Genomic DNA, 18,783 nt, shown 5'->3' with positions numbered 1-18,783 from the left:
CGGCGGGGGCGGCCCCCCCCGCCGCAATCATCCTGCACCGATCGACACGAAGGGGTTTCCGAAGGGGCTTCGCCCTTTGGCGGAAGGATACCCGGGGAGGGCGAAGCCCTCCCTGGAGCGCGGCCCAACGCCTCAGGCCAGCCGCAGCAGCCGTGCCGCCAGCGCCACGTCCTCCCCCCGCTTCGCGCGCGCCGCCGCGGCCGGCTCGTCCACCCCCCAGCGTTCCTCCTGGTAGGTCTCGTCCATCGAGGCCAGCGCGTGCGCCGCCACGTCGTCCAGCCGGCCGGCCTGCAGGGCCAGCCCCAGCACCAGGCTGCCCAGCGCCGGCACCGCCACCCCCAGCGCCGCCAGCGCCACCGGCGGCAGCGCCGCCACGGCACGGTGCAGCGCCGCGAGGCTCTCCGGCGGCTGCGCCACCGGCATGATCCCGGTCGTCACCAGCAGCGGCGCGCCGTGGTGCAGCGACGCCCAGTCCAGCAGCGGCTGCCATGCCGCCGCCTGCCGCGCGGCGAGTTCCGGGTCGTCGCTGCGGTAGCAGAGCAGGTCGCTCGCGCCGTACCTGGCCAGCGCCGCCACGGTGGGGGCGGGATCGGGCGCGATGCGGTCCTGCGCCGTGCCGACCAGACGCGTCAGCGGCACGTCCTCGAACGACATCTCGCCACCCTTCCCGCCACCCGCCGCCTGCCACTCCTCGGCGAGGGCGAGGGCGAGCATGCGGTCGGCCACCAGCAGGGGCGCGCCGCCGGGCAGGCGCATCGGCCGGCCATCCAGCAGCACGCGGAAGCCGCCATCGCAGGGGGCCGCCTCGGCCCCGGTCCAGAAACGCTTCATGCCAGCCAATATAGGGCGGCGCGGCGGCAGGTGTCCCGGCGCGCCGCCCGCCTCGCCACGGGCGAGGCCGGATCGACCCTAGGGGAGTGCCCCCGGGAAGCACTCCAGGGGATCACCCCAGGGGATCACCCTCGGGGATCGCCTCCCGGGAGCGGTCCGGCGATCAGCCCAGCGTGATGCCGGTGTCGCGGATCAGCTGCGCCACCATCTCGCGCTCGCGCGCCACCCGCTCGCCCAGTTTGCGCGGCTCGGCGGGCGTCGCCTCCGCGCCGATCGCGGCGAAGCGCGCCCTCACCTCGGGGTCCGCGGTGGCGGCGTCGATCGCCGCCTCCAGCCGGCGCAGCGCCGGCTCGGGGGTGCCGGCGCGGCAGAAGATCGCGTTCCAGCTCGTCAGGTCGAAGCCGGGCACGCCCGACTCGGCGATGGTCGGCACGCCGGGGATGCCGCCGCGCCGGGCGCTCGTCACCGCCAGCGCCCGCGCCTTGCCGCTCTCGATCACCGGGCTGAGCGAGTTGGTGGAGAGGATGCCCGCCTCCAGCGTCCCGGCCGCGAGGTCGCGCGCCACCTCCGAGCCGCCGCGATAGGGGACGTGCTCCAGCTTCGCCCCGGTGCGGTGCGCGAGCAGCGCCCCGGCGAGGTGGCCGATGCTGCCGACGCCGGGCGAGCCGTAGGCGATGCCGTCCCGGCCCGCCTTCGCCGCCGCGAGGAAGCCCGGCAGGTCGCGGGCGGCGCTGCCGGCGGGGACGGCGAGGATGTAGGGCACCTCCGCCACCATGCCGACCGGCGCGAAGTCGCGTTCGTAGCTGAAGGGCGTGCTCCTGTGGACGAACTGGGCGACCACGAAGGAGGCGGCGTCGAACAGCAGCGTGTAGCCGTCCGCCGGCGCCGAGGCCACGGCGGCGGCGGCCAGCGTGCCGGCGGCGCCGCCGCGGTTGTCGATGACGATGCCCTGCCCGAGCACCGCCGCCAGGCGCGGCTGCAGCAGCCGCGCCAGCGTGTCGGAATTGCCGCCCGCCGCGAAGGCGACGACGAGGCGGATCGGCCGGTTCGGGTAGCCGCCCGCCTCCTGTGCCCGGGCGGCCGTGGGCAGGCCCGAGGAGAGGAGGGCCGGCATGGGCAGCAGCGCGGCCCCGGCGAGCGCGGCGAGGCGCCGGCGGGAGACCGCCATGGCCTGCGCCGGCGGCGGGACGGGCTGGCCGGCGCCCGGGGCGAGCCGTGGCCCGGCGGGTCCCGGCCCGGGAGGGATCGGTCGGGCGGGGGGTGGCGGATCGCGGCGTTGCATGCGGCTGCTCCGGCTCATGGTCGGGGAGGGCGTGGCGGGGGACGGAATCGGGCGGAGGCCGGCGCGCCCTCCCGCACCGCCATGCCGATCAGGCTGCGGGCGATATCGACGCGGCTGTCGGGCCGGACCAGGCCGAGCGTGGCCGGCGGCGCCAGACCGCCCTCGGCCAGCAGCAGCACGTCGGCCGGCTCGCCGCGCGCGAGGCGCTGCGGGATGGCATCAGGCGCCGCGCCCATGGAGGAGGCCTGGACGCTGACCAGCATGTGGCCGGTCGCGCGCTGGAATTCGGGGACGTGGGCGAGATAGGCGGCGTTCAGCCCGCCGGAACTGAACACCACCACCTCCGCCGCGGCCGCGCGCCGGGTGACGAGGGGCAGGGCGGCTGCCTCCAACAGCAGGGCGCGTCGGCACGGCGTGGATCGGTCCAAGACGTTCTCTCCCGGCGTTGTTCCGGGCAGCCTACAACGAAGCCGGGCCGCCGCGACCACGCCGCGTTGCGGCAACGCGTCCCGTCGCCCATGCGGCGAAGCCGGATAGTCCCCGGGCCCCGTCCCTCGACCCCAGCCCCTGGGTCCCGTCCCTGGGCCGCCGGAGGCGGCGCCCGGCGCCCGAGGGCATGTCGGCCTCGCCTCCGCCACCGCCCTCCGTCGGCCTATCGCCGCCGGTCCGGCGGGAGCGAGACCCGCAAGGGCGGGAACAGGAAATCCCCGCGGATCACCGCTGCCGGCCGAACAGGCCGCGCAGCAGGTCCTGCGCCGGACCCTGGAGCTGGCGCGGCACGCCGGGGATGGCGGGCGCCGGCTCCGGGGTGGCCTGCGGCTCCGGGGCCGACTCAGGGGCCGGCTCCGCCCCGGCCCGGCCGCCACGGGCCAGCGCGAGCTGCGGCCCGCAGCCGGGCATCTCGCCCGCCTGCGCGGCGGCGCCCAGCGCCCCGGCCAGCGCCTGCAGCGAGCGGTCCGGCGTGGTCTGGAAGGACAGGAACGCCTCCAGCCCGCCCGCCGCCGCCCCGGCCGGGTCCACGCCCCAGCGCGGTTGCAGCAGCGTGCCGCCGATCGCCACCGGCGCGCGCAGGTTGAAGCGGGCCGTCCGGATGTCCGGCAGCAGCCGCAGCCGGAGCTGCTCGTCGCGCAGGTTCACCGCGCCGATGCCGCCCACCCGGCCGAGCGCGCCGTCGAGCAGCAGCGCCTGGCTGCGGGCCACGCCGCCCTCGGCATTGGCGCGCAGCGCGAGGCAGCGCAGCGGGATGTCCTGGCCCTGCAGCGGGCCGGGAATCAGGAAGCGGCGGAAATCCGCCGGCACCAGCTCCGTCAGCCGGCGGTCGAGGTGGCCGCCCACCATGGCGAGGCCGAGATGCCCGTACAGCGTGCCGGCCACGGCGCGCAGGTTGCGCCCCTGGCCGCGCAGGTCGGCGTCGATCTCCAGCGGGCCGCCGAGCGGCGGTCGCAGGCCGAGGGTCGGCAGCAGCACGCCGAGGTCGAGCCCCTCGGAGCGCGCGGCGAGCTGGATGGTGGGCGGCTCAGTCGTCGCGTCCGCTGCCAGGCGGAGCGCGATCCGCCCGCCCGGCAGCGTTGCGACGAAAGGGTCGAGTCTGGCCCTCCCGTCCTCGATCACCAGCCAGAGCGACACGTCGCGCCACGCGGCCCCCCGCACCGCGAGCTCGCCCACGTTCCAGCGCAGGTTGGCGTCCAGCGCGCCGAGCTGATCGAACGGCAGCGGCAGGTCCGGGATGGCGCGGCGGCTGGCGGCCGGGCGCGGCGGGTCGGGCGGCGGGGGCGTGGCCGGAACCACGGCGGGGTTGGCCGGGGCCGTTGCCGGGGCCGAAGGAGCCGCCTCGGCCGCGACGGCCAGCAGCGCGTCGCCGTCGAGCCGGCGGGAGGCGAGCTGCCCCGCCACCATCCGGCGCGGCACCGTGGCGAGGCCGAGGTCGCCCGCCACGTCGCCGGCCGAGGAGGTCAGGCGCAGCCCGCGCAGCTCGGCGCCGTTGGCGAAGCGCGCGCCGCGCTCGACCAGGCGCGCCTCCGCCGCGAGGTCGCGCACCGGCGGCAGCCGCCGGCCGGCGAGCGGCGACAGGGCGGCGAGGTCGGGGGCGCGCAGCGTCAGGGTGAGATCGACGCCGGTCACGTCCGCCGGGTTGGCGATGCCGCCGCGTACCGTGGCCACGGCATCGCCGGCGCGCAGGTCGAGCGACACCGGGTAGGGCGGGTTGCGCGTGTTGGCGCGCACGCCGGGCAGCAGCGAGGCCGGCGTGCCCAGCGCGCCGGCCAGCGCCAGGGGCAGGGAGCCGAGCGCGCCCTCGGCCGCGATCCGCACCGGCTGCGCCGGGTCGGGTGCCGTCAGGCTGAGCCGCGCGAGGCGCAGCCCGGGGCGCCAGGCGGCGAGGTCGCTGGCGCCGGCCTGGAGCGAGAGGTCGGAGATCTGCGGCGGCTGGCCGATGCCGTGGGCCACTTCCGGGCCGGCGGGCGCCCGGCCCTCGGCCGCCTGCGCCGAGAGCACCACGTCGCGCAGCGGCGGCAGCGCGGTGCCGGGCGGCAGCAGGGGCGCGAGCTGCGCCAGCTCGGCCGCCGAGGCGCGCAGCGCGACGCGCCAGCCGCGGCCGCGCGCCGGATCGGCCAGCCCTCCCTCGGCGGAGAGGCGCAGGCCCGCCTGCGCGCCCTCGCCCTCGGCGACGAGGCTCACCGGCCAGGGCGCGGCGCCGGCGGCGGCCCCCGGCGCGGGGGCGGTCAGGCGGGAGAGCGGGCCGGTCTGTCCCCGCATCGAGAAGGCCGCGCGTTCGGTCGCCAGCCGGCCCTGCAGCTCGATCGGGCTGTCGGCGGAGGCGGCGGTGGCGTCCAGCACCGGCAGGCCGAGCTGGTGCCGCGCGCCGGTCACGCCGTCGCGCCAGCTCAGGTGCCCGTCCTCGATTCGCAGCGTGTCCACCGAGATGCCGAGCCGCGCCGAGGCGGTGCGCGCCGCCTCGGCCGGCTGGGTGGGGACCGCCTCGGGGCGGTTCGGGGCGAATTGCCAGTTGCCGCGCCCCTGCGCGTCGGTCTCGACCAGCAGGTCGGGCTCGTGCAGCACGATGCGCCGCACCTCGACCTGGCGGGCGAGCAGCGGCAGCAGCGCCATCTCCACCTCGATGCGGCGGATGCGCAGCATCTCCGGGCGCGAGCCGCCCGCCATGTTGGCGAGCGACACCCCGTCGAGCGTCACGGTCGGCACCAGCGAGGCCTTCAGCCCGATCGGCCCCGCCAGGGTCAGCGCCCGGCCGGTGGCGGATTCGACGGCGGCGGCGATGCGCGGCTTGAGCGCCTCCGGATCGAACAGGGCGATGGCGGCGCCGGCGGCGAGGACGGGCAGCAGGACCAGCAGGGCGAGGGCGGGCAGCGCCCAGCGCAGCCAGGTTCGGCGGGCCGGCATTCAGGAAGTCCAGGCGTGGTCGAGGGCGGGAATCGGCATGGCCCGCCTTCTACGACGCCCCGGCCGCGCCGGCGCGGGTCGTTCCGCCGGCGCCGTGCCTTCCATGCCTCGCATTCGCGCGAGCGGCGGGCGGGGAAGGCGCCGGGGGCGGGTGGCGGGCCGGGCATCGATTCGCGCGGCCCCGGCCCGGCCGTTCGCCCGTGGGCAGGCCCTCAGCGCGCGTAGAGGCCGCTGTCGGTGACGGCGATGCGACTGGCGACGCAGATGTTCACCGCCCTGATCTGCGCCTCCCGACCGCCGACCCAGATGACGCGGAAATCGTAGTTCCCGGCGTTGGCGGCCCGGAAGTTCATCCGCGCGCTGGGCGGCAGGACGGCCGTGCCGAGCTGGTCCACGCCCCATTGGCCGTCGGCGGAGGAGCTGAAGTAGAAGCGCTCCACGGTGCGGCTCGATTCGTTGGCGATCTGGAAGCGGGAGTCGCAGACCTGCTGCGGCGCCGTCACGTACACCGTCTGCGGCGCGCAGGCCGGCAGGGCGGCCATGGCGACGAAGCCGGCCAGCAGGATCGCCGAAGCATGTTTCAAGGCGGATTTCCTTCCCGTCCGATGTCCGTTCGCGCCTGTATCATTGCCGGGCCGGTGGGGGTAGGCGCGGGGGCGGCCGCGCCGGGGCGGGGCGACCGTTCAAATCGAGGGCATGGCGCCGCGCACGCACCCCGGAAAAGGGCGCCCGAGCGGGCCCCGCGCCGCCTGCCTGGCCGTCCGGCCGTGCGCGAGGCGCCGGCGGTGCGCCCATGGCCAACTGTCGCGGCGCCTGCCGGGGACGCATCCGGGAACGGCGCGTCGACGGGGGCGGGGGCTGTCCGGCCGGTGGCGCGAGGGGAGGGGCTGGCGCCTCGGGCCGTTGCTGCGGCAAGCTTTCCCGGGGTGTTCCGGGCCGGAGCGAGGAGAGCCGTCCGGCCCGGCAGTGCCGGCCCGCCGGCGCCGCCTCGCCGGAACAGGGAGCCGCCATGCAGGCCCACCGAATCTCGATCGAGGGTCGCGTCCAGGGAGTGGGGTTCCGCGACTGGATGCTGCGCGAGGCCAACCGGCTCGGCGTGCAGGGCTGGGTGCGCAACCGGGCGGACGGCACGGTGGAGGCGCTGCTCGCCGGCGAGGAGGCGGCCGTCCAGGCCCTGCTCACCGCCTGCCGCGCCGGCCCGCCCGGCGCGCGCGTGGACCGCATCGCCGAGAGCTTCGCCGAGCCGCCCACCGAGCCCGGCTTCCGCCGCCTGCCGAGCGGCTGACGCCGCGGCCGATGCCGGCCCGGCCGCACCGGGCCATGCCCGCCGGCCAGAGACCATTGGCCAGAGACCATTGGCCAGAGACCATTGGCCAGAGACCACTGGCCAGAGACCATTGGCCAGGGTCTGTCGGCCAGACCCCGCCGGCCGGAAACGCCCAGCCGCGCCCGCCCGCCATGCCGGGCCGCCATGCCTGCCGCACGCCCGCGGGGGTCGAGGCATGCGTCAATGCCTTGATTCCGCGCCGCAGCAAGCGCATATGCGGTGCACCGGGACCGGCTCCACGCCGCCCGGCGGTGCCCCAGCCGCGTGAGCGGTCATCCGACGAGGCCGATGGATCGGCCCCTGCCGCCCCGAAGGCGGCGGAACGGACCGAAATGCTGGGCGCGCAGCAGAGATCCTCCGGAACGACCCAGACACGCGGGGCGTCCACCCCGCAACGGCGCGGTGCGACGGCGATACCCGTGCGCGCGCCCGGTTTTTCCTGGGAAGCAATCCACTTGACCACTTTCTCCGAACTCGGCCTCGCGGCGCCCATCCTTCGCGCCCTCGACGAGGCCGGCTACGTCACGCCCACCCCGATCCAGGCGCAGGCCATCCCCATCGTGCTGTCGGGCCGCGACATGCTGGGCATCGCCCAGACCGGCACCGGCAAGACCGCTGCCTTCTCGCTACCCGTGCTGCACCGCCTGGCGCAGAACCCGCAGCGCCCGCCGCGCGGCGGCTGCCGCGTGCTGGTGCTGAGCCCGACGCGCGAGCTCGCCGGCCAGATCGCCGACAACGTGCGCGCCTACGGCAAGCATCTCGGCTTCTCCGTCACCACCGTGTTCGGCGGCGTGCCGCACCGGCCGCAGATGCGCGCCCTGCAGCAGGGCGTCGACATCGTGGTGGCGACTCCGGGCCGCCTGCTCGACCACATGTCGGCCGGCACCATCCGGCTCGACCGCGTCGAGGTGCTGGTGCTCGACGAGGCCGACCAGATGCTCGACAAGGGCTTCCTGCCGGCCATCCGCAAGGTGATCCCGGCGGTGCCGAGGAACCGCCAGACCCTGTTCTTCTCGGCCACCATGCCGACCGAGATCGAGCGCCTCGCGGCCGACATGCTGAGCGACCCGGCCAAGGTGGCGGTGACGCCCGTCGCCACCACCGCCGAGCGCGTGGCGCAGCGCGTGATCCACGTCGAAGCCTCGCGCAAGCGCAACCTGCTGGCCGAGATCCTGCGCAGCGAGGGCGTCGGCCGCACCCTGGTCTTCGCCCGCACCAAGCACGGCGCCGACCGCGTGGTGAAGCAGCTCGAGCAGGACGGCCTCGCCGCCAACGCCATCCACGGCAACAAGAGCCAGGGCCAGCGCGAGCGCGCCCTGCTCGACTTCCGCAACGGCCGCGCGCCCGTGCTGGTCGCCACCGACATCGCCGCGCGCGGCATCGACGTGGACGGCGTGACGCACGTCGTGCAGTTCGACCTGCCCGACACGCCCGAGAGCTACGTCCACCGAATCGGCCGCACCGCGCGCGCCGGCGCCTCGGGCGAGGCGATCGCCTTCTGCGCGGCGGACGAGCGCGACAAGCTGCGCGCCGTGGAGAAGCTGATCCGCCAGCAGATCCCGGCCGAGGACCAGCGGCTCGACCGTTCCACGCCGATCACGGCGCCTGCCCCGGCCGCGGCCGGGCGCGGCCAGCCGAATCGCGGCCAGCGGCGCGGCGGCAATCCGGGCGCGCACGGCGCCGGGCACCGCGCCGGCGGCCGTCCGGGCGGGCACGCCCATGCCGGGCGGGCCGGCCAGCCGGGCGGCGCGCGTGTCCCCGCCCCGGCGGCGGGCGCCGGCCGCAAGGACCGCGCCTGGCGCGACGGCGACTTCCGCGACAGCGCCCCGGCGCCGCAGCGCGGCCGCTCCGGGCGCTGAACCCGGCATCCCGCGCCGAGACACGTGACGGCCCGCCGCCGGCGGGCCAGCGCCCGGCCCGGATCGCCGCGGGGCGACGTGCCGGCAGGTGCGAAGCCGCCTCGGGCAAGACGGGCCGCCGCGAGGCGCCGCTCCGGCCGGGATGGCGTGCCGCGGCAGGCGCGCGGGATCCCGCGACGCCGGCCCCCGCTGCCCGGATCGTCCTGGTCCGCGCGGGCCGCCGCTCCGCCCCGTCTCGCCGGCCGCTTCCGCCGCCGGCCGGGAACGGGCTTTCCGGGGCGATACGCCTTCGACTTCCGCCCGGCTGTCCGGTAGGGATGGCGGGACTGTCCGCCCGGTCCTGCCGGACCGGGAATACGAGGGCGTTCCGCCCCGTCCCGGAAACCCGCCTCGCGGGCTTCCGGCGGCAGCCCGGGACGAGGCCGGTACGTGGCGGCATCGGCCCGCTGCCGCGCCGGTCGTCCGGGGTGGCCCGATGGGTGGACCAGTGGGCGGCCCGGCGGCGCACGGCGCCGATGCGGGCCGGCGGCGGAAGCTCACCGCAGAAGGGGAACATTGCCATGGACCGGAGCGCCAGCACGACTGAAGCCGGGCCGGCCTGAGAGCGGTGCCTAGGATCCTGCTGGGCGGCATGCTCGCCACCGTGTCGCTGCTGGCGGTGGCCGTGTTCCTCTACGTCTCGTCCGACGGCGGCCCCGATCCGTACCGACCCGAATTCCACCTGCCCCGCGCCGAATCGCGGGAAGCCCCGCCGCCGCGCATGCCGCCTCCGTCCGGCCTCGCCGCGCCGGCTGCCCGGGCGGCGACGCCGGCTGCCCATTCCCCGGCCGCCCATTCCCCGGCCGCCGATGACCGGACCGCCGATGACCGGGCCGACCGGGCAGGGCAGGGCGGTGCCGCCGCCACGCCCCGGCCGGCGTCGCCGCCCGACCCGATCACCGCCGCCCGGGAGGCGCTGGTCGCGCGCCTGCACGAGCTCGGCACGCGGCGCAACGCCGCGCTCGACGCGCTCATCGCGATGCCGCCGCCCGATGGCGCGGCCGACGCCTCGCCGGATGGCGCGTCGGCGGTGCAGGCGCGGCTGCAACGCGAGCTCGATGCCGTCAGCGCCGAGCGCGACGCCGTGCTGCGCGCCATCCTGGCGCTGGATTCGTCGCGGCCCGCCGACGGCGAAGCCGCCGCCCGGGGCAGGACGCCCGCCCCCGTGGCCGACGCCGTCATGCCGGCTCCCGCGCCGGCCCCTGTGACCGCCCCTGTGATCGCTCCTGGGCTGGCCCCCGGGGCGGTCACGGAGGCGCCGGCTGCCCCGGATCGGGCCGCCGGCGCCACGCCCATGCCGGCGCCGGCTCCCGCACCGCCGCACCGTCAGGCCGTCGTGGCCGCGCGGCCCGCCGCCGCGGCGCCGGCCCCGCCCGCCATGGCAGAACGGCAGGCCGATGCGCTGCCGCTGCCGCCGACGCCGCCTCCATCCCCGCCACGGATCGTCCCGGCAGCGATCCCGCCCGGGGCGGTGCTGCCCGAGCCGCCGCCCGCCGCCGCGCCGAGATCGGCCGCCCCGGCACGGCCGGCCGGGAGCCGCCGGCCGCCGGTGGCCGAGCCACAGGCGGAAGCGCGGCCCGAATCGGAGCCGGCGCCGCCGGTCAGCCCGCCGCGCCGTGCCGAGCGCCGCCCCGTCCGCCCGGCCCCGGGGCCGCGTCCGCTGGCTCTGCCCGAGACGGCCGAGGCGGAATGGGATGTCCGCCCGTCCGTCGCGCCCGCGCCCGAGGCGACCTGGCAGACCGAGGTGGCGGTGACGCCGCCGCCCGCGCCGCAACGTGGCGGGCGCCGCCGGCCCCGCGAAGCCGACGTGGCCGCGAACGGCCCGATAGCGAACGGTCCGGTGACGAATGGTCCGGCGGCGAATGGCGCGCCGACGCCCGGTCCGGCGGCCGAGGCGCTCTCGCCGGTGGCCCCGTCCGCCGGGCGGAGCTGCCTGCTGGCCATGTTCCGGGCGCGGATCGGCGAGAGCCTGACCGATCAGGAGGAGCGGCTCCTGCGCGCCGGCTGTCACCGCCGCTGATTCGGCGGGCGCCGCCCCGGCGGGGCAGGCGCCGCGCCCCCCGGCGGCGCTATGGCGCTCCGCCCTCGTCGAACACCTCGTCCCAGGCGGCGCGGAGCGCCGAATCGGCTTCCTCCATGGTCGCCGGCACGCCGAGGCGATGCAGGCTGGTCACCCCGTGCTCGCTGATGCCGCAGGGCACGATGCCGCCGAAATGCCCGAGATCGGGATCGACGTTGAGCGCGATCCCGTGCCACGTCACCCAGCGCGTCACCCGCACGCCGATCGCGGCCACCTTGCTCTCGGTGCCCGTGGCGCGGTCGGCCACCCAGATGCCGATGCGGCCGTCGCGCCGCTCCCCGCGTATGCCGAACCGGTCGAGCGCGCGGATCACCCATTCCTCCAGCGCATGGACGTAGCAGCGCACGTCGCGCGGCGGCAGGCGCCGCCGCTCCCGGGTCAGGTCGAGCATCACGTAGGCCGTGCGCTGCCCCGGCCCGTGATAGGTCCACTGCCCGCCGCGCCCGGCCCGGAACACCGGGAAGCGTGCATCCACCAGCCCGTCGGGCGTGGCCGAGGTGCCGGCGGTGTAGGTCGGTGGGTGCTCCACCAGCCAGACCGCCTCGGCCGCCGTGCCGGCGCGTATCGCAGCGGCGCGCGCCTCCATCGCCGCCAGCGCCTCGGGGTAGGGAAGGCGCCCCTCGAACACCGTCCATTCGGGGGCGTCAGGCCGCGGCGGGGCCGGCATGTCGATTTCGGTGAGAAGCTGCGTTGATGCGGACGGATTCATCGGCTATAGCGCCCCCCTCGCCGGGCGCTGGACGCCCGGGCGGCTGCGGTCGTGGCGGAATGGTAGACGCGCCAGCTTGAGGTGCTGGTGGGGGAAACCCCGTGGAAGTTCGAATCTTCTCGACCGCACCAGTGCCATCGGCACGCAATTGCTCTCATCCCGTTTCCCGCGCAATGTCGCCCACCCGCGTTCCTGCCCCGACGGGTGCCGGCGCGGCAGCGGCCCGTTCCGGCCGGCCCGGCGCCCGCTGATCGAGGCAGGGATTGCGAGCCGCCGTTGCGCGGACAGGGAGAGGTGCGGATGGACGAGGATTTCCGCAAGGCGGCGCTCGACTACCATCGGTTTCCCCGGCCGGGGAAGGTGGCGGTCGAGCCGACCAAGCGCATGGCGACGCAGCGCGACCTGGCGCTGGCCTATTCCCCCGGCGTCGCCGCCGCCTGCGAGGCCATCGTCGCCGATCCCGACCAGTCCTACGAGCTGACCAGCCGCGGCAACGTCGTCGCGGTGATCTCCAACGGCACGGCGGTGCTCGGGCTCGGCGCCATCGGCGCGCTGGCCGGCAAGCCGGTCATGGAGGGCAAGGCGGTCCTCTTCAAGAAATTCGCCGGCATCGACTCGATCGACCTGGAGATCGAGGAACGGGACGTCGATAAGCTGGTCGACGCGATCGCGGTGCTGGAGCCTTCCTTCGGGGCGATCAACCTTGAGGACATCAAGGCCCCCGAATGCTTCGAGGTGGAACGGCGGCTGCGCGAGCGCATGCGCATCCCGGTCTTCCACGACGACCAGCACGGCACGGCGATCATCGTGGCGGCCGCGGTGCGCAACGGGCTGCTGCTGCAGGGCAAGGAGCTCTCCGAGGTCAAGGTGGTCAACACCGGCGGCGGCGCCGCCGCGCTCGCCTGCCTCGACCTGCTCGTCGCCATGGGGCTGAAGCGCGAGAACGTCACGGTCTGCGACATCAAGGGCGTGGTCTACGAGGGCCGCACCGAGATGATGGACCCCTACAAGGCCCGCTACGCCCAGCCGACCAACGCGCGCACGCTGGAGGAGGTGCTGGAGGGCGCCGACGTCTTCCTCGGCCTCTCGGCGCCGCGCGTGCTCAAGCCCGAATGGCTGGGCAAGCTGGCGCCCAGGCCGCTGGTGCTGGCGCTCGCCAACCCCGAGCCCGAGATCCTGCCCGAGGCGGTGCGCGCGGCGCGGCCGGACGCGATCGTCGCCACCGGCCGCTCGGACTACCCGAACCAGGTCAACAACGTCCTCTGCTTCCCCTTCATCTTCCGCGGCGCGCTCGACGTGCGCGCGACCACCATCAACGAGGCGATGAAGGTCGCGACGGTGGAGGCCATCGCCGGCCTCGCCCGCGTCGAGGCGAGCGAGGTGGTGGCCACCGCCTATGGCGGCCAGGCGCCGGTCTTCGGGCCCGACTACATCATCCCCAAGCCGTTCGACCCGCGCCTGATCCTGGAGATCGCGCCGGCGGTGGCCAAGGCGGCGATGGATTCCGGCGCCGCGCGCCACCCGATCAAGGATTTCGCCGCCTACCGCCGGGAGCTGGAGCGGCAGGTGTTCCGCTCGGGCTACCTGATGCGGCCGCTCTTCGAGGCGGGGCGGCGCAACCCACGCCGCGTCGTCTACGCCAATGGCGAGGACGAGCGGGTGCTGCGCGCCGTGCAGACCGTGCTCGACGAGGGGATCGCCGAGCCGGTCCTGATCGGCCGCCGCGCCACCATCGAGGGGAGGGCCCAGGCGATGGGCCTGCGGATGGACTTCTCCGAGTCGGTCCGCATCTTCGACGTCGACGAGCTGTCGGCGGAGCGCCGGCAGTCGCTGATCGGCGAGTACCAGCGCCGCGTCGTGCGCCGGGGCGTGACGCCGGAGGCGGCGGTGCGCCGCTTCCACACCCGCCCCGCCGTGGTCGGCGCCACGCTGCTGGAGGTGGGCGAGGCCGATGCCTGCATCTGCGGCGGCACCGCCGACTGGATGCGCACCTGGAACTACGCCTACGACGTGATCGGCAAGGACCCGGGGGTGAGCCGCGCCTACGCCCTCTCGGCGCTGATCCTGCAGGAAGGCACGCTGTTCTTCGCCGACACCCACCTCAACGTCGACCCGACCGCCGAGCAGATCGCGGAGATGACGGTGCTGGCGGCCGAGGCGGTGCGCGGCTTCGGGCTGGTGCCGAAGGCGGCGCTGCTGTCGCACTCGGCCTTCGGCGCCTCCCACGCCCCTTCCGCGCGCAAGATGCGCGAGGCGCTGCGGCTGATCCGCGCCCGCGCGCCGGAGCTCGAGGTGGACGGCGAGATGCACGCCGACCAGGCGCTGATCGCGGCGCTGCGCGAGCGCGCCGTGGGCGTCTCGCCGCTCACCGGCACGGCCAACCTGCTCATCATGCCGAACCTCGATTCGGCCAACATCTCCTTCAACCTGCTCAAGGCCTCCTCGGACGGGCTGCAGGTGGGGCCGCTGCTGCTCGGCATGCGCAAGCCGATCCACGTGCTGGTGCCGAGCGTCACGGCGCGCGGCATCGTCAACGTCACGGCGGCGGCCGTGGCCGAGGCGAACGAGATCCTCTCGGGCGCCTAGCGTTATGGCGATGTGGCTGGCCGTGGCGCTCGGCGGCGCGGTCGGCAGCGTCGGGCGCTACGGGCTCGGCCTGCTGGCGGCGCGGCTCTGGGGGGAGACCTTTCCCTGGGGCACGCTGCTGATCAACATCCTGGGCAGCTTCGTGATCACGCTGTTCGGGGCGCTGACCGGGCCGGGCGGGGCGATACCGGCCGGCGCGGTGCCGCGCATCTTCGTCATGGTCGGCATCTGCGGCGGCTTCACCACCTTCTCCTCCTTCAGCCTCCAAACCCTGGCGCTGCTGCAGGCGGGGGAGCCGGCGCCGGCGATGCTCTACGTCGTGCTCTCCGTCGCGCTCTGCCTGCTCGGGGCCTTCCTGGGGTGGTGGCTCGGCAGCCTCGCCGGGCATCCCGGCTCCGGCGCCTGATCCGACGGGCCTGCCGAGCCGGGCGTGCCGTCTGCCCGACTCGGCCCGGCGGCAGCCGGCCCTGATGCGGAAGCGATCGCAAGTCCGGTCTCGATGGCGCTACACCGACCTTCGGTTGATGAACTCTCGATGGATTAGCGTATAAGTATCGAGTCGGTGTCGAATCGTCGGCGGCCGTGCGGCCGGCCGCAGCGCTGCCCGTCGGTGGCACACGGCTCAGGAGCCAGGATGATCCCGCAGCCTCGCATCCGGGTCCGTTCCCGGGCGGTCCTTCTCGCCATGATCCTGCCGGCGCTGCCCGGCTGCACCAGTTGGGTCCGGCCCGGCGCCACCCCGGCGATGCGGGACGCGGCGATCGCCCGCTGCGAGGCGGTGGGCTACGCGAACATCCCGCCCAACATGGTCAGCTACCAGAGCGGCGGCGGCTACACCACGCCACGCGAACGCCGCTGCCGGACCGACGGCAACGGGGTGGAGCGCTGCACCACCACGGGCGGCGAGTACCGCCCGCCCACCTACTCCACGCGCGACACCAACAAGCCGGCGCGCGAGGCCATCTTCCGCGACTGCATGTACCGGGATGGCTGGCACGAGGAGTAGCCGGGCCATCCCGGGCGGGGGAGCGGGCCGCCTCCCGGCGCCTACTCCCCTTCGCCGAGCGGCTCCAGCGCGTCGCCCGCCGCGATCGTGCCGCCCTCCAGCACCACGGCGTGCACGCCGAGATCCGCGTGCCCGAAATGCCGCTTCAGCCAGGCCACCGGATCGGCGTCGCGCTCGCCGGTCTCCGGGTTCACCTCGGTGGCCGGGCAGCGCACGGTGCGCTTCGTCACCCGCAGCCGTGTGCGGCCGAGCTGGACCTCCTGGCCCACCCAGCCATGCTCCGCCCAGGCCGGGGCGCCGCTGAAGTAGACGTTGGCGCGGAAACGCAGCGGGTCCAGCCGACGCCCGGCCGCCTGCTCCAGCGCATGCAGGCTGGCGAGGTTGAGCAGGCTGACCACCTTGCCCTTCTGGTCGCAGAAGGAGTGCCCCGGCACCTCCAGGAAGCGGGGCTCCCCGCGCGCCTCCGGGCCGAGCCATCCGGTCAGGAAGGCGGCGATGCGGGCCCGGCCCGGCTCGGTGCGCGTCTCGGCCAGCAGGGCAGGGCCCTCGGGCGGGCGGATCGCCAGCACCTCGGCGCGCGGGTCGAAGGCGGCGTGCAGCAGGGCGAGGCGCGCATTCGCCATCAGGCAGGCGAAATTGCTCTTGTGCAGCCAGGTCGGCGCCGCCGGGTCGAAGGGAGCGTCGCCCTGCACCAGGGCGAAGCGGCGGTCGTGTGGCAGGCACTCGCCGGGGTCGAGATGCACTTCCTCCAGCGCCTCGGCGGTCAGCCCCTTCACCGGATAGCGATAGAGGTGCTCGATGCGCATGGCGGGCGCTCCTGCCGGCTTTCGTTGCGCCGGTCCCTTGAGGTGACCATGGCAGTTTACCATATCGTCATGCAACGCGGAGCCGTCGGGTCGCCTCATAAGGGGCCCGCCGGCCCCGGTCGCCTCACGAGGAGGGACATCATTCCATGGATATCGAGAAGTTCACCGAACGCGCGCGCGGCTTCCTGCAGGCCGCGCAGACCATCGCGATCCGCGACTACCACCAGCGGATCACCCCCGAGCACCTGCTGAAGGCGCTGCTCGACGACGAGCAGGGCGCCGCGGCGGGGCTGATCCGGGCCGCCGGCGGCGATCCGGCCGCGGCGAAGCAGGCCGTCGAGGCCGAGCTCGCCCGCATCCCCAAGGTGCAGGGCAGCGGCGCCGGCCAGCCGCAGTTCACCCCCGACATCGTGCGCGTGCTCGACGCGGCGCAGCAGGCCTCCCAGAAGGCCGGCGACGAATACGTGGCGCAGGACCGGCTGCTGGTGGCGCTCGCCGCCTCCGACACGCCGGCGGCGCGCGCGCTGAAGGGCGCCGGCGCCAACGCCCAGGCGCTGGAGAAGGCGGTGGCCGACTTCCGCAAGGGGCGCCGCGTGGACAGCCAGAACGCCGAGCAGAGCTTCGACGCGCTGAAGAAGTACGCGCGCGACATCACCGAGGCGGCCCGCGAGGGCAAGCTCGACCCGGTGATCGGCCGCGACGAGGAGATCCGCCGCGCCATCCAGGTGCTGGCGCGCCGCACCAAGAACAACCCGGTGCTGATCGGCGAGCCCGGCGTCGGCAAGACCGCGATCGTCGAGGGCCTCGCGCTGCGCATCGTCAAGGGCGACGTGCCGGAGGCGCTGAAGAACAAGCGCGTGCTCGCGCTCGACCTCGGCGCCATGGTGGCGGGGGCGAAGTTCCGCGGCGAGTTCGAGGAGCGGCTGAAGGGCGTGCTCTCCGAGGTGGAGCAGGCCCAGGGCGAGATCATCCTGTTCATCGACGAGATGCACACGCTGATGGGCGCGGGCAAGGCGGACGGCGCGATGGACGCGGCCAACCTGCTCAAGCCCGCCCTGGCCCGCGGCGAGCTGCACTGCATCGGCGCCACCACGCTCGACGAGTACCGCAAGCACGTCGAGAAGGACGCGGCGCTGGCGCGGCGCTTCCAGCCGGTCTTCGTCGGCGAGCCGAGCGTCGAGGACACGATCTCGATCCTGCGCGGCATCCGCGAGAAGTACGAGCTGCACCACGGCGTGCGGATCGCCGATTCCGCGCTGGTGGCGGCCGCGACCCTCTCCAACCGCTACATCACCGACCGCTTCCTGCCCGACAAGGCGATCGACCTGGTGGACGAGGCGGCGAGCCGGCTGCGCATGCAGGTGGACAGCAAGCCCGAGGCGCTGGACGAGGTGGACCGCCGCCTCATGCAGCTCAAGATCGAGCGTGAGGCGCTGAAGCGCGAGGACGACGCGGCCTCCCGCGACCGGCTGGAGCGGCTGGAGAAGGAGATCGCCGACCTCGAGGAGCGCTCGCGCGAGATGACGGCCGCCTGGGAGGCCGAGAAGGCCACGGTGGTCGAGAGCCAGAAGTTCAAGGAGGAGCTGGACAAGGCGAGGACCGAGGAGGAGCTGGCGCAGCGGCGCGGCGACCTCGGCCGCGCTTCCGAGCTGCGCTACGGCGTGATCCCGGAGCTCGAGCGGAAGATCGCGGCGGCGGGGACCGGCGGCGGCGGCCGACTCGTGAACGAGACGGTGACCGAGGAGGGGATCGCCGCCGTGGTCAGCCGCTGGACCGGCGTGCCGGTCGAGAAGATGCTGGAGGGCGAGCGGGCCAAGCTGCTGCGCATGGAGGATCAGCTCCGCAAGCGGGTGGTCGGCCAGGAGGAGGCGCTGGAGGCGGTCTCGAAGGCGGTGCGGCGTGCCCGTGCTGGTCTGCAGGACCCGAACCGGCCGATCGGCTCCTTTCTGTTCCTCGGCCCGACCGGCGTCGGCAAGACCGAGCTGGTGAAGGCGCTGGCGAGCTTCCTGTTCGACGACGACCGCGCCATGACCCGGATCGACATGTCCGAGTTCATGGAGAAGCACGCCGTGGCGCGGCTGATCGGCGCGCCTCCCGGCTATGTCGGGTACGAGGAGGGCGGCACGCTGACCGAGTCGGTGCGGCGCCGGCCCTACCAGGTCGTGCTGTTCGACGAGGTGGAGAAGGCGCATGACGACGTCTTCAACATCCTCCTGCAGGTGCTCGACGACGGGCGGCTGACGGACGGGCAGGGGCGGACGGTCGACTTCCGCAACACGATCATCGTGCTGACGAGCAACCTCGGCAGCCAGGCGATAGCGGAGCTGCCGGAGAGCGCCGAGATCGACGCGGCCCGGCCGGCGGTGATGCGGGCGGTGCGCGAGCGGTTCCGGCCGGAGTTCCTCAACCGCCTGGACGAGGTCGTGCTGTTCCGTCGGCTCGGGCGGCAGGACATGGGCTCGATCGTGGACATCCAGCTCGAGCGGCTGCGCAAGCTGCTGGCGGACCGCAAGATCCGGCTGGAGCTGGACGAGAAGGCGCGGGAATGGCTGGCCGAGGCCGGTTACGACCCGGCCTACGGTGCCCGCCCGCTGCGCCGGGTGATCCAGCGCAGCCTGCAGGACCGTCTCGCCGGGCTGCTGCTGGAGGGCGCGGTGAAGGATGGCGACGTGGTGAGCGTCACCGCCGGCCCGGACGGGCTGGAGCTGCGCACCGAGGCGTTGGCCGAGGCGGCGTGAGGCGAGGGCCGGGGCGTCATCCGACGTCCCGGCCCCGCGCACGGCATGGCCAAAGGCTGATTTCGCATGCGAGGCATGCTGTCACCCCATTGACGCTTTTGGTGTTGGGGCTTAGAAGCCCGTT

Annotated in this window: 14 protein-coding genes and 1 tRNA gene; 8 read left to right on the top strand and 7 right to left on the bottom strand. The window is 75.2% G+C overall.

The window, feature by feature from the left end; translation table 11 throughout:
• Positions 1 to 132: 132 nt before the first annotated feature.
• The 5 genes from M0638_RS24475 to M0638_RS24450 form a co-directional block, all read right to left on the bottom strand.
• The gene (locus M0638_RS24475) at positions 133 to 831 is read right to left on the bottom strand and encodes an ATP12 family chaperone protein (protein ID WP_248669582.1); all 699 of its coding nucleotides are present in this window, start codon (positions 829 to 831) and stop codon (positions 133 to 135) included.
• A gap of 163 nt (positions 832 to 994) precedes the next feature.
• The gene (locus tag M0638_RS24470; RefSeq protein ID WP_248669581.1) at positions 995 to 1,999 is read right to left on the bottom strand and encodes a Bug family tripartite tricarboxylate transporter substrate binding protein; all 1,005 of its coding nucleotides are present in this window, start codon (positions 1,997 to 1,999) and stop codon (positions 995 to 997) included.
• 128 nt (positions 2,000 to 2,127) lie between these two features.
• A complete protein-coding gene (locus M0638_RS24465; protein WP_248669580.1) occupies positions 2,128 to 2,541 on the bottom strand; it encodes a substrate-binding domain-containing protein in 414 nt (137 codons plus the stop codon).
• 286 nt (positions 2,542 to 2,827) lie between these two features.
• A complete protein-coding gene (locus tag M0638_RS28965) occupies positions 2,828 to 5,509 on the bottom strand; it encodes an AsmA family protein (protein WP_282572271.1) in 2,682 nt (893 codons plus the stop codon).
• A 212-nt stretch (positions 5,510 to 5,721) separates the two neighbouring features.
• Complete coding sequence (locus M0638_RS24450; RefSeq protein WP_248669579.1) at positions 5,722 to 6,093, bottom strand: hypothetical protein; 372 nt, start codon at positions 6,091 to 6,093, stop codon at positions 5,722 to 5,724.
• A 425-nt stretch (positions 6,094 to 6,518) separates the two neighbouring features.
• Between M0638_RS24450 and M0638_RS24445 the strand changes: the two genes are divergently transcribed.
• From M0638_RS24445 to M0638_RS24435, 3 genes are all read left to right on the top strand, one after another.
• Positions 6,519 to 6,794 carry an acylphosphatase gene (locus M0638_RS24445; protein ID WP_248669578.1) on the top strand — a complete coding sequence of 92 codons (276 nt, stop codon included), beginning with the start codon at positions 6,519 to 6,521 and terminating at the stop codon, positions 6,792 to 6,794.
• A 497-nt stretch (positions 6,795 to 7,291) separates the two neighbouring features.
• Positions 7,292 to 8,695, top strand: coding sequence for a DEAD/DEAH box helicase (locus tag M0638_RS24440; protein ID WP_248669577.1), 1,404 nt, complete (start codon positions 7,292 to 7,294; stop codon positions 8,693 to 8,695).
• A 631-nt stretch (positions 8,696 to 9,326) separates the two neighbouring features.
• The gene (locus tag M0638_RS24435; protein WP_248669576.1) at positions 9,327 to 10,754 is read left to right on the top strand and encodes a hypothetical protein; all 1,428 of its coding nucleotides are present in this window, start codon (positions 9,327 to 9,329) and stop codon (positions 10,752 to 10,754) included.
• Positions 10,755 to 10,803: 49 nt separating this feature from the next.
• On the opposite strand, the gene lipB is transcribed toward M0638_RS24435, so the two are convergent.
• Positions 10,804 to 11,481: a lipoyl(octanoyl) transferase LipB gene (gene lipB, locus M0638_RS24430; protein WP_248669575.1), complete on the bottom strand. Its 678-nt coding sequence runs from the start codon at positions 11,479 to 11,481 to the stop codon at positions 10,804 to 10,806.
• A gap of 87 nt (positions 11,482 to 11,568) precedes the next feature.
• Here lipB and M0638_RS24425 point away from each other — a divergent pair.
• The 4 genes from M0638_RS24425 to M0638_RS24410 all read left to right on the top strand — a co-directional run bounded on the left by M0638_RS24425 (position 11,569) and on the right by M0638_RS24410 (position 15,115).
• Positions 11,569 to 11,654, top strand: a tRNA-Leu gene (locus M0638_RS24425).
• Positions 11,655 to 11,823: 169 nt separating this feature from the next.
• Positions 11,824 to 14,109 (top strand): NADP-dependent malic enzyme, encoded by a 2,286-nt coding sequence (locus tag M0638_RS24420; protein ID WP_248669574.1) that lies wholly within the window; start codon positions 11,824 to 11,826, stop codon positions 14,107 to 14,109.
• Positions 14,110 to 14,113: 4 nt separating this feature from the next.
• Positions 14,114 to 14,515: a fluoride efflux transporter CrcB gene (gene crcB, locus M0638_RS24415; RefSeq protein WP_248669573.1), complete on the top strand. Its 402-nt coding sequence runs from the start codon at positions 14,114 to 14,116 to the stop codon at positions 14,513 to 14,515.
• Positions 14,516 to 14,743: 228 nt separating this feature from the next.
• Positions 14,744 to 15,115 carry a hypothetical protein gene (locus M0638_RS24410; protein WP_248669572.1) on the top strand — a complete coding sequence of 124 codons (372 nt, stop codon included), beginning with the start codon at positions 14,744 to 14,746 and terminating at the stop codon, positions 15,113 to 15,115.
• A 41-nt stretch (positions 15,116 to 15,156) separates the two neighbouring features.
• Here M0638_RS24410 and M0638_RS24405 read toward each other — a convergent pair whose 3' ends face one another.
• Positions 15,157 to 15,921 (bottom strand): MOSC domain-containing protein, encoded by a 765-nt coding sequence (locus M0638_RS24405; RefSeq protein WP_248669571.1) that lies wholly within the window; start codon positions 15,919 to 15,921, stop codon positions 15,157 to 15,159.
• Between the two features lie 146 nt (positions 15,922 to 16,067).
• Here M0638_RS24405 and clpB point away from each other — a divergent pair, with 146 nt between their 5' ends.
• Complete coding sequence (gene clpB / locus M0638_RS24400) at positions 16,068 to 18,659, top strand: ATP-dependent chaperone ClpB (RefSeq protein ID WP_248669570.1); 2,592 nt, start codon at positions 16,068 to 16,070, stop codon at positions 18,657 to 18,659.
• Positions 18,660 to 18,783: the final 124 nt, after the last annotated feature.

Origin of the sequence: Roseomonas acroporae (assembly GCF_023223525.1) — a bacterium.
Lineage (GTDB): Bacteria > Pseudomonadota > Alphaproteobacteria > Acetobacterales > Acetobacteraceae > Roseomonas_E > Roseomonas_E acroporae.
This window is presented reverse-complemented; position numbering and strand designations above follow the sequence as displayed.